We start from the raw sequence: 20,922 nt of genomic DNA on the forward strand, positions 1-20,922 counted from the left end.
GGTTCAGGAGATGCCGAATTCCTTGCCGAGCAGGTCGAACACCTCGTCGTCCGTCGCGGTGTCGAGATCGTCGGACGGCTGCTCGGCGGCGTCGGCACGGCTGTCGCGCCACACCGCCAGCAAGGCGGAGAGACGGGCACCGATCCGGTCGTCCTCGTCGTCGCCGGGCCCGAACGCGGCGAGGCTCGCCTCGATGCGGTTCAGCTCGGCGAGCAGCGGCGCCACCCCGCCGGGCTCGTCGACGACGAGTTCCTCGGTGAGGAGGCCGACCAGGTCGAGCGGGGTCGGGTAGTCGAATATCAGGGTGGCGGGCAGCCGCAGGCCCGTGGCCGCACCGAGGCGGTTGCGCAGTTCGACGGCGGTCAGCGAGTCGAAGCCCGCGTCGGTGAAGGGCCGCCGTTCGTCGACCGACGCGGCGCCGGGGAGCGCCAGTACGGCCGCGACGTGCGTGCACACCACGTCCACGAGGGCGGACGTCCGCTCGGTCGCCGGCAGCGCCGCGAGCCGCTCCCGCAGCGCGGCGGCCGGGTCGGACCCGGTCTCCGCCGTCCTGCGGTCCTTCGTCCGCACCAGGCCGCTGAACACCGGCGGCACCACGGGGAGTTCCCGCACGGCCCGCAGGTCGAGCCGCATCGGTACGACGACGGGGTCGTCGCCGAGCGCCGTCGCGTCGAACAGTTCCATGCCCTCGTCGGCGGAGAGACCGGCGGCACCGGTCCCGGCCATGCGGGCGCCCATGCCGTCCTCGCCGTCCCACAGGCCCCAGGCGAGCGACGTCCCGGGCAGGCCCTGCGCCCGGCGGTGGTGGGCGAGCGCGTCCAGGAAGGCGTTGGCGGCGGCGTAGTTGGCCTGGCCCGGGGTGCCGAGCGTGCCCGCGGCGGAGGAGAACAGGACGAACGCGGACAGGTCCAGGTCGCGGGTCAGCTCGTGCAGGTTCCAGGCCGCGTCGACCTTGGGCCGGAACACCGTGTCGATCCGCTCCGGTGTCTGCGACGCGATCACACCGTCGTCGAGGACGCCCGCCACGTGCACGACGGCCGTCACGGGGTGCTCGGCGAGCAGCGCCGCCACCGCGTCCCGGTCCGCCACGTCGCAGGCCACGGCGTGCACATCGGCACCCAGGGCCTCCAACTCGCCGTGCAGCGCGCCCACGTGGCCGCGCCTGCTGGCGAGGACCAGGTGCCGCACTCCGTGGCGCAGCACCAGGTGCCGTGCCACGAGGCCGCCGAGCTTGCCGCTGGCGCCGGTCACGAGGACAGGACCGGCGCCGAAGCCCGGCGTGTCCTGCTCCGTGGTCCCGGCCGCCGTCGTCCTGGCCCGTACGAGCCGTGGCACGAACGTCTCACCGGCGCGTACGGCGAGCTCGGGCTCCGGGCTGCCGACGGCGGGCTTCCAGCTGTCCTCGTCGTCGACGTCCACGAGGACGAAGCGGTCCGGGTTCTCCGCCCGTGCCGTCCGCACCAGACCCCACACCGCGGCGGACGCCAGGTCACGGACGTCGCTCTCGTCGCCCGCGGTGTCGACCGGGACGGCGCCGTGGGTCACGAGGACGAGGCGGGACGCGGCGCAGCGGTCGTCGGCCAGCCAGCCCTGCACCAGTTCCAGGGCGGTGTGCACCCGGCGGCGCACCACGCCCGCGTCCGTCGCGTCGGGCTCGCCGGGCCGTGCGTACCGCACCACGACGTGCTCGGGCAGCGACTCGCCCGCGTCGAGTGCGGCCCGCACCGCGGCCCAGTCGGCGAACTCCGCGACCGAACCCGCGGCGCCGGAGCTGCCGGCCGCTGCCGGGGCGGGCACCCAGTCGAGCCGGAACAGCGACTCGTGGCCGCGTGCCGTGCCGAGCGAGGCGGGCGACACCGCGCGCAGGACCAGCGAGTCCACGGTCGCGACCGGTGCCCCGGAGCCGTCGGCGACGGCCAGGGCCACCGCGTCGGGTCCCGCGGGGGTGAGCCGCACCCGCAGGGAGGTCGCGCCCTCGGCGTGCAGCCGGACCCCCGTCCACGCGAACGGCAGCCGTCCGTGCTCGACCGGGGCGAGCGTCCCGAACGCGACGGCGTGCAGCACCGCGTCGAGCAGTGCGGGGTGCACGCCGAACCCGGTCACCGGGGTGTCGGCGTCGAGGGCGACCTCGGCGAACACCGCGTCCCCGTCGCGCCACACCGACTTGAGGCCCTGGAACAGCGGCCCGTAGGCGAAGCCGCCGTCGGCCATGGAGTCGTAGAAGCCGTCGAGGTCCACGGCCTGCGCGCCCCCGGGCGGCCAGGTGCCGAGGTCGGCGGGTTCGCCGCCGTCGTCGGCGAGGACGCCGCCGGCGTGCCGGGTCCACGGCAGGTCGCCGTCCTCGTCCCGGGAGTGCACCGTCACGGGGCGCCGGCCCGAGGCGTCCGGCGGGCCGACCCGTACCTGGATCTGCACGCCGCCGTGCTCGGGCAGCACCAGGGGCGCCTCCAGCGTCAGTTCGTCGACGCGGGCGCAGCCGACCTGGTCGCCCGCCCGCACGGCGAGTTCGACGAACGCCGTGCCCGGGAGGATGACGGACCCCATGATCTCGTGCTGGGCGAGCCAGGGGTGCGTGCGCAGCGACAGCCTGCCCGTGAACAGGACGGTGTCCTCGTCCGCGAGCGCGACGGCGGTGCCGAGCAGCGGGTGGTCGGCGGATCCGAGCCCGAGCCCGGTCGCGTCGGTGGCGGGCCCGACGCTCGTGTCGGGCCAGAACCGCTGGTACTGGAAGGCGTACGTGGGCAGGTCGACGCCGTAGCCGTGGCCGGGGAAGCAGGCCTCCCAGTCGACGCGTACGCCGCGTACGTGCAGTGCGGCGAGGGCGGCCACGACGGCGCCGTCCTCCGCGCGGTCGGCGCGCAGGACCGGGACGAACGCCGCGTCCGGCAGGGTCTCCTGCCCCAGGGCCGAGAGGACCCCGCCGGGCCCGATCTCGACGAGGACGTCGGCTCCCGTGCCGGCCACGGCGTCGGCGAACCGCACGGACTCGCGCACGTGCCGCACCCAGTAGTCCGGCGCGGCGAGTTCACCGGCGGTCGCCGACCGGCCGGTGAGCGTCGACACGATCGGGATCGCGGGAGCCCCGTACGAGACCTCTTCGAGGACCTGCCGGAAGTCGTCCAGCATCGGGTCCATCAGCGGCGAGTGGAACGCGTGGCTGACCTTGAGGCGGGAGACCTTGCGGCCCGCCTCGCGCCACCGCTCGGCGACCGCGTCGACGTCGGCGGCGGCACCGGAGACGACCACCGATGTCGGGCCGTTGACTGCGGCGATGCCCACGGTCCCGGGCAGTTCGGAGGCGACCTCGGCCTCGGCGGCCTGGATCGCGACCATCGCGCCGCCGGCGGGCAGCGCCTGCATCAGCGCACCCCGCGCCGACACCACCTTCACGGCATCGGCCAACGACCACACACCAGCCACATGCGCCGCGGCCAGCTCACCGATCGAGTGACCGGCCAGCACATCCGGCCGGACTCCCCAGGACTCAAGCAGACGGAAGAGAGCGACCTCGACCGCGAACAACGCGGGCTGCGTCACCCCCGTCTCGTTCAGGGCGTCCGCGTCCTCACCGAACAACACCTCCCTCACCCGCGGATCGAACGCGTCCAGTACGAGATCCAGGGCATCGGCGAACACCGGGAAACGGTCCGCCAGTTCACGGCCCATGCCGAGCCGCTGCGACCCCTGACCCGAGAACAGGAAGGCGACGCGGCGCTCGTAGGCGACACCCCTGACGACGGTGGCGGCGGGACGGCCCTCGACGGCGTCGCCGAGCCCGGCGAGCAGTTCGGTCCGGTCCTGCCCGAGGACGGCGAGCCGGTGCTCGAACGCGCTCCGCGAGGTGGCGAGCGCGCGGGCCACGTCCGCCGGGTCCAGACCGGGCTGGGCGGTGAGGAGTTCGCCGAGGCGCACGGCCTGCGCGCGCAGGGCGTCCTCGGTACGGGCGGACAGGAGCCACGGGCCGGCCTGCGTGCCGTGGCTCCGGGGCGCGTCGGCGTCGGGCGCGGACTCGATGATGACGTGCGCGTTGGTGCCGCTGAAGCCGAAGGAGGAGACACCGGCCCGCCGGGGCCGGTCCGTCCGCGGCCACGGCCGCGCCTCGGTGAGGAGCTCCACCGCGCCCGCCGACCAGTCGATGTGCGGCGAGCGCTCCTCCGCGTGCAGCGTCTTGGGCAGCGTCTCGCTCCGCAGCGCCATGACCATCTTGATGACGCCGCCCACACCCGCGGCGGCCTGGGTGTGGCCGATGTTGGACTTCAGCGAGCCCAGCCACAGGGGGTCACCGGCGCGGTCCTGCCCGTAGGTGGCGAGGAGCGCCTGCGCCTCGATGGGGTCCCCGAGGGTGGTACCGGTGCCGTGCGCCTCGACCGCGTCCACGTCGGACGGTGTCAGACCGGCGCCGGCGAGCGCCTGCCGGATGACCCGCTGCTGCGAGGGGCCGTTCGGCGCGGTCAGGCCGTTCGACGCGCCGTCCTGGTTGACGGCGGAGCCGCGGACCACCGCGAGGACGGGGTGGCCGTTGCGCCGCGCGTCCGAGAGCCGTTCGAGGACGAGCATGCCGACACCTTCGCCCCAGCCGGTGCCGTCGGCGTCGGCGGCGAACGAACGGCACCGGCCGTCGGGCGACAGGCCCTGCTGGCGGCTGAAGTCGATGAACGCGCCGGGTGTCGCCATGACGGTGACGCCGCCCGCGAGCGCGAGGGAGCACTCGCCCGAGCGCAGCGCCCGGGCGGCCAGGTGCAGGGCCACCAGGGACGACGAGCAGGCCGTGTCCACCGTCATCGCGGGCCCTTCGAGACCGAACAGGTAGGACACGCGGCCGGACGCGACACTGCCCGCGTTGCCGGTGCCGAGGAAGCCCTCGACGCCGTCCGGCGCGCTGTGCAGCTGGGAGGCGTAGTCGTGGTACATGACGCCCGCGAACACGCCGGTCGCGCTGCCCTTCAGCGAGTGCGGGTCGATGCCCGCTCGTTCGAACGCCTCCCAGGACGTCTCCAGGAGCAGCCGCTGCTGCGGGTCCATCGCCAGCGCCTCGCGGGGCGAGATGCCGAAGAACGCCGGGTCGAACCGGTCGGCGTCGTGGAGGAAGCCGCCCTCGCGGGTGTACGAGGTGTTGGCGCGCTCGCCCGACGGGTCGTACAGCGCCTCCACGTCCCAGCCGCGCTCGGCCGGGAACGAGGTGATGCCCTCGGCCCCGTCGGCGAGCATCCGCCACAGGTCCTCCGGGGAGCGGACCCCGCCGGGGTAGCGGCAGCTCATGCCGACGATGGCGATCGGCTCGTCGGTCGCGGCTGCCGCCGTGGGGGCGCTCGCCGTGACGACCGGGGCGCCCGCGAGTTCGGTGCCCACGAACGCGGCGAGCGCCGCCGGGGTCGGGTAGTCGAAGACCAGGGTGGCGGGCAGCCGCAGGCCGGTGGCCGCACCCATGCGGTTGCGCAGGTCGACGGCGGTCAGCGAGTCGAAGCCCAGCTCCGTGAACGCCTGCCCGGAGGCGACGGCCTCCGGGCCGGAGTGGCCGAGGACGGCGGCGGCCTGGGTGCGGACGAGGTCGAGCAGGACCCGGTCCCGGTCGGCCCCGGCCAGCGGCGCGAGGCTCTCGCGGAGGGCGGCGGCGGGGTCGGTTCCGTGCCCCGCGGCCCTGCGGCTCGTCGTCCGTACCAGGTTGCTGAACACCGGGGGCACCAGCGGGAGTTCCCGTACGGCCTTCGTGTCGAGCCGCATCGGTACGACGACCGTGTCGGTCCCCGCGACCGCGGCGTCGAACAGCGCGACTCCTTCCGCGGCGGACAGGCCCGTGGTGGCGGAGTGTGCCACCCGGGCGCCCATGCCGTCGGCCCACAGGCCCCACGCCAGTGACGTGGCGGGCAGGCCCGTGGCGGCGCGGTGCCGGGCGAGCGCGTCGAGGAACGTGTTCGCCGCCGCGTAGTTGCCCTGACCGGAGCCGCCGAGGGTGCCCGCGACGGACGAGAACAGCACGAAAGCGGACAGGTCCAGGTCGCGGGTCAGCTCGTGCAGGTGCCGGGCCGCGTCGACCTTGGGCCGGAACACCGTGTCGACCTGGTCCGGGGTGAGCGAGCCGACGGTGGCGTCGTCGAGGACACCGGCGGTGTGCACGACGGCCGTGACGGGGTGCTCGGCGAGCAGCGCCGCCACCGCGTCGCGGTCCGCGACGTCGCAGGCGACCACGGTGACCTCGGCGCCCTGCGCGGTCAGTTCGTCGCGGAGTTCCGCGGCGCCCGCGGCCGAGGGGCCGCGCCTGCTCGCGAGCACGAGGCGGCCGACGCCGTGCCGGGCGACGAGGTGCCGGGCGAACAGGCCGCCGAGCGCGCCCGAGGCGCCGGTCACCAGGACGGTGCTGTCCGGTCCGAACGCCGGCGCGGACGCCGGGTCGGTGCCGGTCTCCTGCGGCCGTACGCGGGTGAGGCGGGCCACGAGCACGCGGCCGTCCCGTACGACGGCCTGGGGTTCGCCGGTGGCGAGCGCGGCCCGCCAGCCGTCCTGGTCGTCGGTGTCCACAAGCACGAAGCGGTCGGGGTGCTCCGACTGCGCGGAGCGGATCAGACCCCACACCGCGGCCGCCGCCAGGTCCGGCACGTCGTCGCCGGAGCCGGCGGCCACCGCGCCGCGGGTGACGAGGACGAGCCGTGAGGCGGCGCAGCGCTCGTCGGCCAGCCAGCTCTGCACGAGCTCCAGGGCGGCGAGGACCTCCTGGCGGGCGGCGCCCGCGTCGCGGGTCTCGGCGCACCGCACCACGACGGTGTCCGGCAGCGTCCCGCCCGCGTCGAGGGCAGCGACGATCGCGGCCCGGTCGGCGAACTCCGCGACCTCACCCGCCGCAGCGGTACTCCCGGACGGCGTCGACGCGGGCACCCAGTCGAGGCGGAACAGCGAATCGCGGCCCTGCCCCGACAGCGTCGCCGCCAGCGGGCGCAGGACCAGCGAGTCGATCGTGGCCACCGGGGCGCCCGTCCCGTCGGCGATGGCCAACGCCATGCCGTCGGTGCCCGCGGGTGCGAGCCGCACCCGCAGCACGGTCGCTCCGAAGGCGTGCAGCCGCGCGCCCGACCAGGAGAACGGCAGCCTGCCGACGCCGTCGGTGCCCGCGGCGAGGCCGATGGCGTGCAGGGCCGCGTCGAGCAGGGCCGGGTGCAGGCCGAATCCGTCGGCGCCCACTTCCTCCTCCAGGGCGACCTCGGCGAACACCTCGCCGTCGCGCCGCCATGCGGCCCGCAGGCCCTGGAAGGCCGGGCCGTAGCCGAAGCCCGCGTCGGCCATGTGGTCGTAGAACCCGTCCAGGTCGACGGTCTCGGCCCCGGCGGGCGGCCAGGCGCCGACGTCGGAGGACGGGGCGTCGGCTCCGGCCGTGAGCGTGCCGCTCGCGTGCCGTACCCACAGCTCGCCGTCGTCGCCGCGCGCGTACACCGTCAGCGCGCGCCGCTCCGACGCGTCCGGCGCGCCGACCCGCACCTGCAAGCGGACGCCACCGCTCTCGGGCACCACGAGGGGCGCCTCCAGGGTGAGTTCCTCGACGAGGTCGCAGCCGAGCTGGTCGCCCGCGCGCACGGCCAGTTCGAGGAACGCCGTGCCGGGCAGCAGGACCGCGCCCTGGACGGCGTGGTCGGCGAGCCACGGGTGGGACTCCAGGGACAACCGGCCCGTGAAGAGCTGCTCGTCCGAGTCGGCCGTGTCGACGACCGCGGCGAGCAGCGGATGCCCGGCCGCGCCGAGGCCCGCCGCGTCCAGGTCGCCCGCGGACACTCCGGCGTCCAGCCAGTAGCGCCGGTGCTGGAACGCGTACGTGGGCAGGTCGACCCGGCGCGCGCCGCGCCCGGCGAAGTACGCCGCCCAGTCGACGCGTACGCCGCGTACGTGGAGCTGTCCCGCTGCTGTCGTGGCGGCCACCGGCTCCGGGCGGTCGGTGCGCAGTACGGGGACGAAGGCCGCTTCGGGCGCGGTCTCCTGGCCGAGGGCGGACAGGGTGCCGCCGGGGCCGACCTCGACGAACGTGATCATGCCCTCGGCGGCCAGGGTGCGCACGGCGTCGGCGAACCGCACCGACTCCCGCACGTGGCGCACCCAGTACTCGGGGGAGGTCAGCTCCTCCGCGCTCGCGCGGGCGCCGGTCAGCGTCGACACGATCGGGATGGCGGGAGCCTCGTACGAGACCCCTTCGAGGACCTGCCGGAAGTCGTCGAGCATCGGGTCCATCAGCGGCGAGTGGAACGCGTGGCTCACCTTGAGACGGGACACCTTGCGGCCCGCCTCACGCCACCGCTCCGCCACCGCCTCCGCGTCGGCGGCAACACCCGAAATCACCACAGAGGAGGGCCCGTTGACCGCCGCGATGCCCACCGTCTCCGGCAGATCGGCCGCCACCTCGTCCTCGGACGCCTGAATGGCGACCATCGCACCACCGGTAGGCAGCGCCTGCATCAGCTCGCCACGCGCCGACACCACCTTCACGGCGTCCGCGAGGGACCACACACCGGCGACGTGGGCGGCGGCCAGCTCACCGATCGAGTGACCGGCCAGCATGGCGGGCCGGATGCCCCACTCCTCGAGGAGGCTGAAGAGGGCCACCTCGACGGCGAACAGGGCGGGCTGGGTGATGCCGGTCTCGTTCAGGGCGTCGGCGTCGTCGCCGGACAGCACCGCACGCACCCGCGGGTCGAACGCGTCCAGGACCGTGTCGAGCGCTTCGGCGAACACGGGGAAGCGCGCGGCGAGTTCGCGGCCCATGCCGAGCCGCTGCGAGCCCTGGCCCGAGAACAGGAAGCCCACGCCTCCGACGGTGACGGTCCCCGTGTCGAGGCCGGGGAACGACCGGCCGTCGGCGAGTGCGGTGAGGCCGTCGAGGAGCGCCGTGCGGTCGTCGGCCACGACGACGGCACGGTGGTCGAACGCGGACCTGGTGGCCGCGAGCGAGTAGGCGACGTCCAGTTCACCGGTCGCCGGATCGCCCGAGACGTGGTCCCGCAGCCGCGCGGCCTGCGCCCGCAGCGCCTGCGCGCTCCGGCCGGAAAGCACCCACGGCGCGGCGCCGTCGAGCGGGGCCGGGCGGTGCTCCTCGTCCGGCACGTGCTCGATGATGGTGTGCGCGTTCGTGCCGCTCACACCGAACGACGACACACCGGCCCGGCGCAGGCGGCCGGTCTCCGGCCACGGCCTGGCCTCCGTGAGGAGTTCGACGTCACCGGCGGACCAGTCCACCTGCGACGTGGGCTCGCTGACGTGCAGGGTGGGCGGCAGCACGCCGTGGCGCAGCGCCATGACCATCTTGATGATGCCGGAGACTCCGGCCGCGGCCTGGGTGTGGCCGATGTTGGACTTGATGGAGCCGAGCCACAGGGGGTCCCCGGTGCGGTCCTGCCCGTAGGTGGCGAGGAGCGCCTGCGCCTCGATGGGGTCGCCGAGGGTGGTGCCCGTGCCGTGCGCCTCGACCGCGTCCACGTCGGAGGGGGCCAGGCCCGCGCTCGCCAGGGCCTGGCGGATGACCCGCTGCTGCGAGGGGCCGTTCGGCGCGGTCAGGCCGTTCGACGCGCCGTCCTGGTTGATCGCCGAGCCCCGTACGAGGGCCAGGACCGGGTGGCCGTTGCGGCGGGCGTCGGAGAGGCGCTCCACGAGGAGCATGCCGACGCCCTCGCCCCAGCCGGTGCCGTCCGCGGTGTCGGAGAACGACTTGCAGCGGCCGTCGGCGGACAGACCGCGCTGGCGGCTGAAGTCCACGAACGTGCCGGCGGTGGCCATCACGGCGACACCGCCCGCGAGCGCCATGTCGCACTCTCCGGACCGCAGCGCCTGCACTGCCATGTGCAGAGCGACCAGGGACGACGAGCACGCCGTGTCCACGGTCACCGCGGGGCCTTCGAGCCCGAGGGCGTAGGCGACGCGGCCGGACGCGACGCTGCCGGACGCGCCGGTGCCGAGGTATCCCTCCACGTCGTCCGGCACGGAGCGAAGGCGCGCCGCGTAGTCGTGGTACATGAGGCCCGCGTACACGCCGGTGGCGCTGCCCCGCGCCGACTCCGGGGCGATCCCCGCGCGCTCGAACGCCTCCCACGACGCCTCCAGGAGCAGCCGCTGCTGGGGGTCCATCGCGAGGGCCTCGCGCGGGGATATCCCGAAGAACGCCGGGTCGAACTGGTCGGCGCCGTAGAGGAAGCCGCCTTCACGGGTGTAGGAGGTGCCCATGTGCTCGGGGTCCGGGTGGTAGAGCCGTGCCAGGTCCCAGCCGCGGTTGTCGGGGAACTCGCCGATGGCGTCGACACCGTTCAGGACGAGCTGCCACAGGTCCTCGGGCGAGTTGACACCGCCGGGGTAGCGGCAGCTCATGCCGACGATCGCGATCGGCTCGTCGGTGACGGCGGCCACCGTGCGGGTGGTCGCCGTGACGACCGGGGCGCCCGCGAGTTCGGTGCCGATGAACGCGGCCACCGCCTCGGGGGTCGGGTGGTCGAAGACGAGCGTCGCGGGCAGGCGCAGTTCGGTGACGGCGTTGAGGTGGTTGCGCAGTTCGACGGCGCTGAGGGAGTCGAAGCCGAGTTCCCTGAAGGCGCGGTCGGGTGCGACGGCGTGCGCGGAGCTGTGGCCGAGCACGACGGCCACGTGGCCGAGTACGAGGTCGAGCAGGACCTTCTCGCGCTCCGCGTCGGTCAGGCCCACCAGCGACGCGGCGAGCGCCGAGCCCTCGACGGCGGCGCGCTCGACGGTCCTGCGGACGGTGGAGCGCACCAGGCCGCGCAGGACGGGCGCCACGGGGTGGTTCCGCGCCTGCTGGTGCAGGGCGGGCAGGTCGAGGGGCACGGGGGCGAGGACGGCGCGCCCGGTCGAGCCCGCCGCGTCGAACAGGGCGAGCCCCTCAGTGTTGCGGAGCGGGATCAGGCCGCCGCGGCTCATCCGCTTGATGTCGGCGTCGTCGAGCTGCCCTGCCATGCCGCTGGCCTCGGCCCACAGACCCCAGGCGAGGGACGTGGCGGGCAGGCCCTGGGCGCGGCGGTGCTGGGCGAGGGCGTCCAGGAAGGTGTTGGCCGCCGCGTAGTTGCCCTGGCCGGGTCCGCCGAACACACCGGAGGCGGAGGAGAACAGGACGAACGCGGACAGGTCCAGGTCGCGGGTCAGCTCGTGCAGGTGCCAGGCCGCGTCGACCTTGGGCCGGAACACCGTGTCGATCCGCTCCGGGGTGAGCGAGCCGATGACGCCGTCGTCGAGGACACCGGCGGTGTGGACGACGGAGGTGACCTCGTGCTCGGCGAGCAGCGCCGCGAGGGCGTCGCGGTCCGCCACGTCGCAGGCGGCGAGGGTCACCTCGGCGCCCTGCGCGACAAGTTCGTCCCGCAGCTCGGTGGCGCCCTCGGCCGCCTCGCCGCGCCTGCTCACCAGGAGCAGCTTCCGTACGCCGCGCTCAGCCACCAGGTGCCGGGCGAACAGACCGCCCAGGGTGCCCGTCGCGCCGGTCACGAGGACCGCTCCCGTGCCGAAGCCGGGGTCGTCCGTCACGGACCTCTGTGCCCGGACGAAACGCGGCACGCTGACAGCGCCGGAGCGGATCGCCAGCTGCGCCTCGCCGGTGGCGAGGGCTGCGGGCAGGACGTCGAGCGACGCCACTTCGTCGTCGAGGTCGACCAGGACGATCCGGTCGGGGTTCTCCGACTGCGCGGACCGCACCAGGCCCCACACCGCGGCCTGCGCGACATCCCGTACGTCCTCGTCGGCGGAGGCGGCGACCGCTCCCCCGGTGACCACGACGAGGCGTGCCGTGTCGAACCGGTCGTCGGCGAGCCAGGTCCTGACGGCGTCCAGTGCCCAGTGCGCGGCCTCGTGCGCGGCGGGCACCGGCCCGGACGTGGACACGACGGGGCGCGGCAGGACGACGAAGTCGGGCAGTTCCCCCGACGTCGGCAGGGCCTCCAGGTCGGACCACCTGGTCGTCGGGAGGTCGCCGTCGGGCAGCGGCACCGGCACCCAGTCCACGCCGAACAGCGCGTCCCCGAGGTCGTCACCGGCGAGCTGCTCCCGCGAGACCGGCCGGATCACCAGCGAGTCCACTGTGGCTACCGGGGCGCCCGCCCCGTCCGCGATCGTCAGCGCCACCCGGTCCGCCCCGGAGGGGGTCAGCCGCACCCGCAGCCTTTCCGCGCCCGAGGCGTGCAGACGTACGCCCGTCCACACGAACGGCAGCCGTCCGACCCCGTCGGCGTCACCGGTCAGGCCGATGGCGTGCAGGGCCGCGTCGAGGAGCGCCGGGTGCAGGCCGAAGCCGTCCGCCTTCGTGTCCTCCGGCAGCGCGACCTCGGCGAACACCTCGCCGTGGCGCCGCCAGGCGGCCCGCAGGCCCTGGAACACCGGTCCGTAGCCGAAGCCTCCGGCGGCCATGTGGTCGTAGAACCCGTCCAGCGTGACGGTCTCCGCGTCCGCGGGCGGCCAGGCGGCCAGGCCGGTTCCCTCGGACCGGCCGCCCGCCCGGAGCACACCGACGGCGTGCCGGGTCCACGACCTGCCGTCGTCGGTGTCACCGGCGCTGGAGTGGAGGGTCAGCTCGCGCCGGCCCGATCCGTCCTCGGCGCCGACCCACACCTGTACCCGTACGGTGCCGTTCTCGGGCAGGACGAGGGGGGCCTCCAGGGTGAGTTCCTCGACCAGGTCGCAGCCGACCTGGTCGCCCGCGCGTACCGCCAGTTCGAGGAACGCGGTGCCGGGGAGCAGGATCGAGCCGTGCACCGCGTGGTCGGCAAGCCACGGGTGGGTCCGGGCCGAGAGGCGGCCGGTGAGCAGCACGCCGTCCGTGCCGCCCACGGTGACGGCAGCCCCGAGCAGCGGGTGGTCGGCCGCGCCGAGACCCGCCGCCGTGACGTCACCGATCGCGGGCAGCACGTCGGGCCAGTACCGCTGGTGCTGGAACGCGTACGTCGGCAGTCCCACGCGGCGCGCGGCGCCGTCGGCGAAGAACGGCTCCCACTCGACGCGCACACCGCGTACGTGGAGCTGTCCGGCGGCCGCCGTGACGGCCACCGCCTCGGGGCGGTCGCCGCGCAGCACCGGCACGAAGCCCGCGTCCGGCGCGGACTCCTGCCCGAGCGCGGAGAGCGTGCCGCCGGGGCCGACCTCGACGAACGTCCCGACGCCCTCGGCGACCAGCGTGTTCACGGCGTCGGCGAACCGCACCGACTCCCGCACATGGCGCACCCAGTACTCGGGGGACGCCAGCTCCTCCGCGCTCGCGCGGGCGCCGGTCAGCGTCGACACGATCGGGATCGACGGAGCCTCGTACGAGACCCCTTCCAGGACCCGGCGGAAGTCGTCGAGCATCGGGTCCATCAGCGGCGAGTGGAACGCGTGGCTGACCTTCAGGCGGGACAGCTTCCGGCCCGCCTCACGCCAGCGCTCCGCGACCGCCTCCACATCGGCGGTGACACCGGAGATCACCACCGATGTCGGGCCGTTGACCGCCGCGATGCCCACGGTCTCCGACAGGTCCGAGGCCACCTCGGCCTCGGACGCCTGGATCGCGACCATCGCGCCACCGGTAGGCAGCGCCTGCATCAGCTCGCCACGCGCCGACACCACCTTCACCGCGTCCGCGAGGGACCACACACCAGCCACATGCGCGGCGGCCAGCTCGCCAATCGAGTGACCGGCCAGCACATCCGGCCGAACGCCCCACGACTCAAACAGCCGGAAGAGAGCGACCTCGACCGCGAACAGCGCGGGCTGCGTCACCCCCGTCTCGTTCAACGCGTCCGCGTCCTCACCGAACACGGTCTCCCGTACTCGCGGATCGAACTCGTCCAGTACGGCATCCAGCGCACCCGCGAACACCGGGAAACGCCCCGCCAGTTCGCGGCCCATGCCGAGCCGCTGCGACCCCTGACCCGAGAACAGGAACGCCACCTGGCCGGACTCCTCGGCGCGGCCCGTGACCGCGGCGGGCGTCGTCCTGCCCTCGGCCAGGGCCGTCAGGGCCTCCACGAGCCCGGCCCGGTCACCGGCCACCAGCACGGCGCGGTGTTCCAGGACCGCACGGGAAGCCACGAGGGAGTGGCCCACATCGGCCACGGACCACTCGGGGTTCTCGCCCACCGCGGATTTGAGCCGATCTGCCTGCCCCCGCAGTGCTTCCGGGGTGTGGGCGGACAGCGTCCACGGGACCAGGCCGTCGCCGACGGGCTCCGGTTCCGGTTCCCGGTCGGTCCGCCCGGCCGCGGGCGCCTGCTCGACGACGACGTGCGCGTTCGTGCCGCTCACGCCGAACGACGACACACCCGCACGCCGCGGCCGCCCCGTCTCGGGCCACGGCCGGGCCTCGGTCAGCAGCTCCACCGCGCCCGCGGACCAGTCCACGTGGGTGGAAGGTTCGGTGACGTGCAGAGTCGGCGGCAGCAAGCCGTGCCGCAGGGCGAGCACCATCTTGATGACACCGGCCACGCCCGCGGCGGCCTGCGTGTGACCGATGTTGGACTTCACCGAACCCAGCCACAGGGGGTCCCCGGTGCGGTCCTTGCCGTAGGTGGCGAGGAGCGCCTGCGCCTCGATGGGGTCGCCGAGGGTGGTGCCGGTGCCGTGCGCCTCCACGGCGTCCACGTCGGACGGTTCGAGCCCGGCGCCGGCGAGGGCTTGCCGGATCACGCGCTGCTGCGAGGGGCCGTTCGGGGCGGTCAGGCCGTTGGAGGCGCCGTCCTGGTTCACGGCGGAACCGCGGACGACCGCGAGGATCTGGTGGCCGTTGCGCTCGGCGTCCGAGAGGCGCTCCACGAGGAGCATGCCGACGCCCTCGCCCCAGCCCGTGCCGTCGGCGCTGTCCGAGAACGCCTTGCAGCGGCCGTCCTCCGCGAGGCCGCGCTGACGGCTGAAGTCGATGAACACCCCGGGGGTCGACATCACCGTGACACCGCCGACGAGCGCGAGGGAGCACTCGCCGGAGCGCAGCGCCTGGCTCGCCCAGTGCAGCGCGACGAGCGACGAGGAGCACGCCGTGTCCACCGTCACGGCGGGGCCTTCGAGGCCGAACGCGTAGGACACCCGGCCGGAGATGACGCTGGCCGCGTTGCCGGTGCCGATGTAGCCCTCGACCTCGGCCCAGTTGTCCGGGGCTGCCATCAGCAGCGACGGATAGTCCTGGCCGTTGGTGCCGACGAACACGCCGGACCGGCTGCCGCGCAGCGAGTGCGGGTCGATGCCCGCCCGCTCGAACGCCTCCCAGGACGTCTCCAGGAGGAGCCGCTGCTGCGGGTCCATCGCGAGGGCCTCGCGCGGCGAGATCCCGAAGAACGCCGGGTCGAAGTCCGCCGCGCGGTCGAGGAAGGCGCCCATGCGGGTGTACGAGGTGCCGGAGTTCGCGGCGTCCGGGTCGTACAGGGCGTCCAGGTCCCAGCCGCGGTCGCCGGGGAACTCCACGACGGCGTCCTCGCCGCCGGCGAGCAGCCGCCACAGGTCCTCGGGCGAGTTCACGCCGCCCGGGAAGCGGCAGCTCATGCCGACGATCGCGAGGGGTTCGTCGAGGGCGGCCGCGGTGTGCGCGGTCGCCGCGAGGACGGGCGCGCCGGCGAGTTCGGTGTCGAGGAACGCCGCCAGGGCGGCGGGCGTCGGGTAGTCGAAGACCAGCGTCGAGGGCAGCCGCAGCTCGGTGACCGCGTTGAGGTGGTTGCGCAGTTCGACGGCGGTCAGCGAGTCGAAGCCGAGTTCCTTGAACGCGCGGTCGGGCGCGACGGCCTGGGCGGAGCTGTGGCCGAGGACCACGGCCACGCGGCCGAGGACGAGGTCGAGGAGTGCCTTCTCCCGTTCCGCCGCGGTCATCCCTGCCAGGGTCTGCGCCAGCGCGGACTCGGCGACGGAACCGGCGTCGGCGGTCCTGCGTGCCGGGCCGCGCACCAGGCCGCGGAGGATGTGGGCCACCGGGTGCGAGCGCGCCTGGCGGTGCAGGGCGGGCAGATCGAGGGGGGCGGGCGCGAGGAGGGCCCGTCCGGTCGGGGCGGCGGCGTCGAACAGGGCGAGCCCGTCGGCGTTGCGGAGCGGGAGCAGACCGCCGCGGCCCATCCGCTTGAGGTCGGCGTCGGCGAGCTGCCCCGTCATGCCGCTGGCCTCGGCCCACAGGCCCCAGGCGAGGGACGTGGCGGGCAGGCCCTGGGCGCGGCGGTGCTGGGCGAGGGCGTCCAGGAAGGTGTTGGCCGCCGCGTAGTTGGCCTGGCCGGGTGCGCCGAGGAGGCCCGCCACCGAGGAGAACAGGACGAACGCGGACAGGTCCAGGTCGCGGGTCAGCTCGTGCAGGTGCCAGGCCGCGTCGACCTTGGGCCGGAACACCGTGTCGATCCGCTCCGGCGTCAGCGAGCCGAGCACGCCGTCGTCGAGGACACCCGCGGTGTGCACGACAGCGGTCACGGGGTGCTCGGCAAGGAGGGCCGCGACGGCGTCGCGGTCGGCCACGTCGCAGGCCGCCAGGGTCACCTCGGCGCCCTGCGCGACGAGTTCGTCCCGCAGTTCCGTGGCGCCCTCGGCCGCTTCGCCGCGCCTGCTCACCAGGAGCAGGTTGCGCACCCCGCGCCCGGCGACCAGGTGCCGGGCGACGAGCGCGCCCAGGGTGCCCGTGGCACCGGTGACGAGGACGGCACCGGAGCCGAAGCCGGGGTCGTCGACCACGGACTTCGGGATCCTGGCGAGGCGGGGAGCGCTGATCGCCCCCGCGCGGACCGCCAGTTGGGTCTCACCGGTGGCGAGGGCGGCGGGCAGCGCGTCGCGCGAAGCCGCTTCCCCGTCGAGGTCCACCAGGACGATCCGGTCGGGGTTCTCCAGCTGTGCCGAGCGCACCAGGCCCCACACGGCGGCCTGCGCGAGGTTCCGCACCGCCTCGCCGGACGTGTGGGACGCGTCGGACGCGTCGGACTCATGTGACGTGTGAGACCCGCCGGACGCGTGAGACCCGCCGGACGCGTGGGGCCCGCCGGACGTGTCGGGCCCGGTGGCGTCACCGGACGGCGCAGGCGTCACGGCGACGGCTCCCCCGGTCACCACGACCAGGCGTGCCGCCTCGAAGCGTTCGTCCGCCAGCCACGTCCTGACCGTGTGCAGCGCCCAGTGCGCGGCTTCGTGCGCGCCGGTGACCGGGCCGGAAGCGGACGTGTCGGGGCACGCCACGACCACGAAGTCGGGCTGCGGCTCGATCAGGCCGGTCAGGTCGGCCAGGCTCGCGGGGTCGGTCGGGTCGGCGGGGTCGGTCGGGTCGGCGGGGTCGGTCGGGTCGGCGGGGTCGGCCCACGCGACCGTCGGGAGGTCGCCGTCGGCCTGCGGCACCGGTGCCCAGTCGACACCGAACAGCGCGTCTCCGTGCTCACCGTCGGTGAGCTGTTCCGGCGTGACCGGGCGGAGGACGAGACCGTCGACGGTGGCCACTGGGGCGCCCGCCCCGTCCGCCACCGTCAGCGACACCCCGTCGGCCCCGGTGGGCGCGAGGCGCACCCGCAGCACGGTCGCGCCGGAGGCGTGCAGCCGCACCCCGGACCAGGTGTGCGGCAGCTGACCGCGCTCGTCGGCCTCGCCGGTCAGGCCGATGGCGTGCAGGGCCGCGTCGAGGAGCGCCGGGTGCAGCCCGAATCCGTCCACCTCCACGCCGTCCGGGAGCACGACCTCGGCGAACACCTCGTCGGCGCGGCGCCACACGGCGCGCAGGCCCTGGAACACCGGTCCGTAGCCGAGCCCGGCGTCGGCCGCGTGGTCGGGGTACCCGTCCAGGTCGACGACCTTGGCGCCCGTGGGCGGCCACTCCGTCAAAGCGGTCCCGCCGGAGCGTCCGACCGCGCGCAGCACACCGGTGGCGTGCCGGGTCCACGGCCGGTCGTCGTCGGTGTCGCCCGCGCTCGCATAAACGGTCAGCTCGCGGCTGCCCGACTCCTCCTCGGCACCGACCCACACCTGTACGCGGACGCCACCGCTCTCGGGCACCACGAGGGGCGCCTCCAGGGTGAGTTCCTCGACCAGGTCGCAGCCGACCTGATCGCCCGCGCGTACCGCCAGTTCGAGGAAGGCCGTGCCGGGAAGCACCACCGAGCCGTGCACCACGTGGTCGCCGAGCCACGGGTGGGTCTGGACCGCGAGGCGGCCGGTGAGCAGCACGCCGTCCGTGCCGCCCACGGTGACGGCAGCCCCAAGCAGCGGGTGGTCGGCGGCACCGAGACCCGCCGCCGTGACGTCTCCGGTCGCGGGCAGGGCGTCGAGCCAGTGGCGGTCGCGCTGGAACGCGTACGTCGGCAGGTCGACCCGCCGTGCCCCACGCCCGGTGAAGAACTCCTTCCACTCCACGTGCACACCGCGTACGTGGAGCTGTCCGGCGGCCGCCGTGACGGCCACCGCCTCGGGGCGGTCGCCGCGCAGCACCGGCACGAAGCCCGCGTCCGGCGCGGACTCCTGCCCGAGGGCGGACAGCGTCCCACCCGGCCCGACCTCGACGAACGTCCCCACACCTTCGGCGACCAGGGTGCGCACGGCGTCGGCGAACCGCACCGACTCCCGCACATGCCGCACCCAGTACTCCGGCGACGAGAGCTCTTCCGTGGAGGCCGTCCGACCCGTCAGCGTCGACACGATCGGGACGGCGGGAGCCTCGTACGACACCCCTTCGAGAACCTGCCGGAAGTCGTCCAGCATCGGGTCCATCAGCGGCGAGTGGAACGCATGGCTCACCTTGAGACGGGACACCTTGCGGCCCGCCTCACGCCACCGCTCCGCCACCACCTCCGCGTCAGCGGCAACACCCGAAATCACCACGGAATGAGGCCCGTTGACCGCCGCGATGCCCACCGTCTCCGGCAGATCGGCCGCCACCTCGTCCTCGGACGCCTGAATCGCGACCATCGCACCACCGGTAGGCAGCGCCTGCATCAGCGCACCCCGCGCCGACACCACCTTCACGGCATCGGCCAACGACCACACACCAGCCACATGCGCCGCGGCCAGCTCACCGATCGAGTGACCCGCCAGCACATCCGGGCGTACGCCCCACGACTCCAGCAGACGGAAGAGAGCCACCTCCACCGCGAACAACGCGGGCTGCGTCACCCCCGTCTCGTTCAGCGCGTCCGCGTCCTCACCGAACACGGTCTCCCGTACTCGCGGATCGAACTCGTCCAGTACGGCGTCCAGCGCACCGGCGAACACCGGGAAACGGTCCGCCAGTTCACGGCCCATGCCGAGCCGCTGCGACCCCTGACCCGAGAACAGTAACGCCACCTGGCCGGACTCCTCGGCGCGGCCCGTGACCGCGGCGGGCGTCGACCTGCCCTCGGCCACGGCCGTCAGGGCCTCGACAAGCCCGGCCCGGTCACCGGCCACCAGCACGGCGCGATGTTCCAGGACCGCACGGGAAACCACGAGGGAGTGGCCCACATCGGCCACGGACCACTCGGGGTTCTCGCCCACGAAGGTCAGGAGCCGCTCGGCCTGGCCGCGCAGGGCGTCGGCGTCACGGGCCGAGAGGGTCCACGGCAGCGGGCCGTCGGCACGCGCGGGCTCCGGGGAGTCCTCGTGTTCGGTCTCGGGTGACTCGGGGGCCTGCTCGACGATGACGTGCGCGTTGGTGCCGCTGACGCCGAACGACGACACACCCGCACGCCACGGCTGACCGGTCTCGGGCCACGACCGGGCCTCGGTCAGCAGCTCCACCGCGCCCGCCGACCAGTCCACGTGCGTCGACGGCTGGTCGACGTGCAGGGTCTTCGGCAGCACGCCGTGCCGCATCGCCATGACCATCTTCATCACACCGGCCACACCGGAGACCGCCTGGGTGTGACCGATGTTGGACTTCAGGGCGCCCAGCCACAGCGGCCGGTCCGCGGGCCTGCCCTGGCCGTAGGTGGCGAGGAGCGCCTGCGCCTCGATGGGGTCGCCGAGGGTGGTGCCGGTGCCGTGTGCCTCCACGGCGTCCACGTCGGACGGAGCGAGGTTCGAGGCGGCGAGGGCTGCCCGGATCACGCGCTGCTGCGAGGGGCCGTTGGGGGCGGTCAGGCCGTTGGAGGCGCCGTCCTGGTTGACGGCGGAGCCCCGTACGACCGCGAGGACGGGGTGGCCGTTGCGCCGTGCGTCGGAGAGGCGTTCGAGGAGCAGCAGGCCGGCGCCCTCGCCCCAGCCGGTGCCGTCCGCGGCGTCCGCGAAGGGCTTGCAGCGGCCGTCCATGGCGAGGCCGCGCTGGCGACTGAACTCGATGAACGTGTCGGGCGTCGACATCACGGTGACACCGCCCGCGACGGCGAGCCCGCACTCGTTGTGCCGCAGCGCGTGGACGGCGAGGTGCAGGGCGACCAGCGACGACGAGCAGGCGGTGTCGATGGTCAGCGCGGGGCCTTCGAGGCCGAGCGCGTAGGAGATGCGGCCGGACACGACGCTGGCCGCGTTGCCGGTGAGGAAGTACCCCTCGTAGCCGTCCGGCACGCCGCCCGCGGCCAGGCGTACCAGGTAGCCCTGGCCGTTGGTGCCGATGAAGACGCCGCTCTTGCTGCCCCGTACCGAGTGCGGGTCGATCCCGGCCCGCTCGAACGCCTCCCAGGACGTCTCCAGGAGCAGCCGCTGCTGGGGGTCCATCGCCGCGGCCTCGCGCGGGGATATCCCGAAGAACGCCGGGTCGAACTGGTCGGCGTCGTGCAGGAAGCCGCCCTCACGGGTGTAACTGGTCCCCTGCTGGTCGGGGTTGTCGTCGTAGAGCCCCTCCAGGTCCCAGCCCCGGTTGGTGGGGAAGCCGGAGACTGCGTCCCGGCCGTCCGCCACGAGCTGCCACAGCTCCTCCGGCGACCGCACGCCGCCGGGGAACCGGCAGCTCATGCCGATGATCGCGATCGGTTCGACCTCGCGCTCCTCGACCTCGCGCAGCTTGCCACGTGCCTCTTGGAGGTCCACCGTGGCTCGCCGGAGGTAGTCGAGGTACTTCTCCTCGTTCGACATCTGTTG

1 protein-coding gene is annotated in these 20,922 nt (G+C 74.5%); it reads right to left on the minus strand.

Annotated elements, in window-relative coordinates:
• Nucleotides 1-3: 3 nt before the first annotated feature.
• Nucleotides 4-20,916: a type I polyketide synthase gene (locus GPA10_RS09100; RefSeq protein ID WP_198351546.1), complete on the minus strand. Its 20,913-nt coding sequence runs from the start codon at nt 20,914-20,916 to the stop codon at nt 4-6.
• Between the last annotated feature and the right edge of the window lie 6 nt (nt 20,917-20,922).

This window comes from Streptomyces typhae (genome assembly GCF_009755605.1).
Lineage (GTDB): Bacteria > Actinomycetota > Actinomycetes > Streptomycetales > Streptomycetaceae > Streptomyces > Streptomyces typhae.

What these genes read in the sequence shown, in the direction of transcription:
- GPA10_RS09100 (WP_198351546.1), bottom strand. Translation starts at nt 20,916, where the DNA reads ATGTCGAACGAGGAGAAGTACCTCGACTACCTCCGGCGAGCCACGGTG.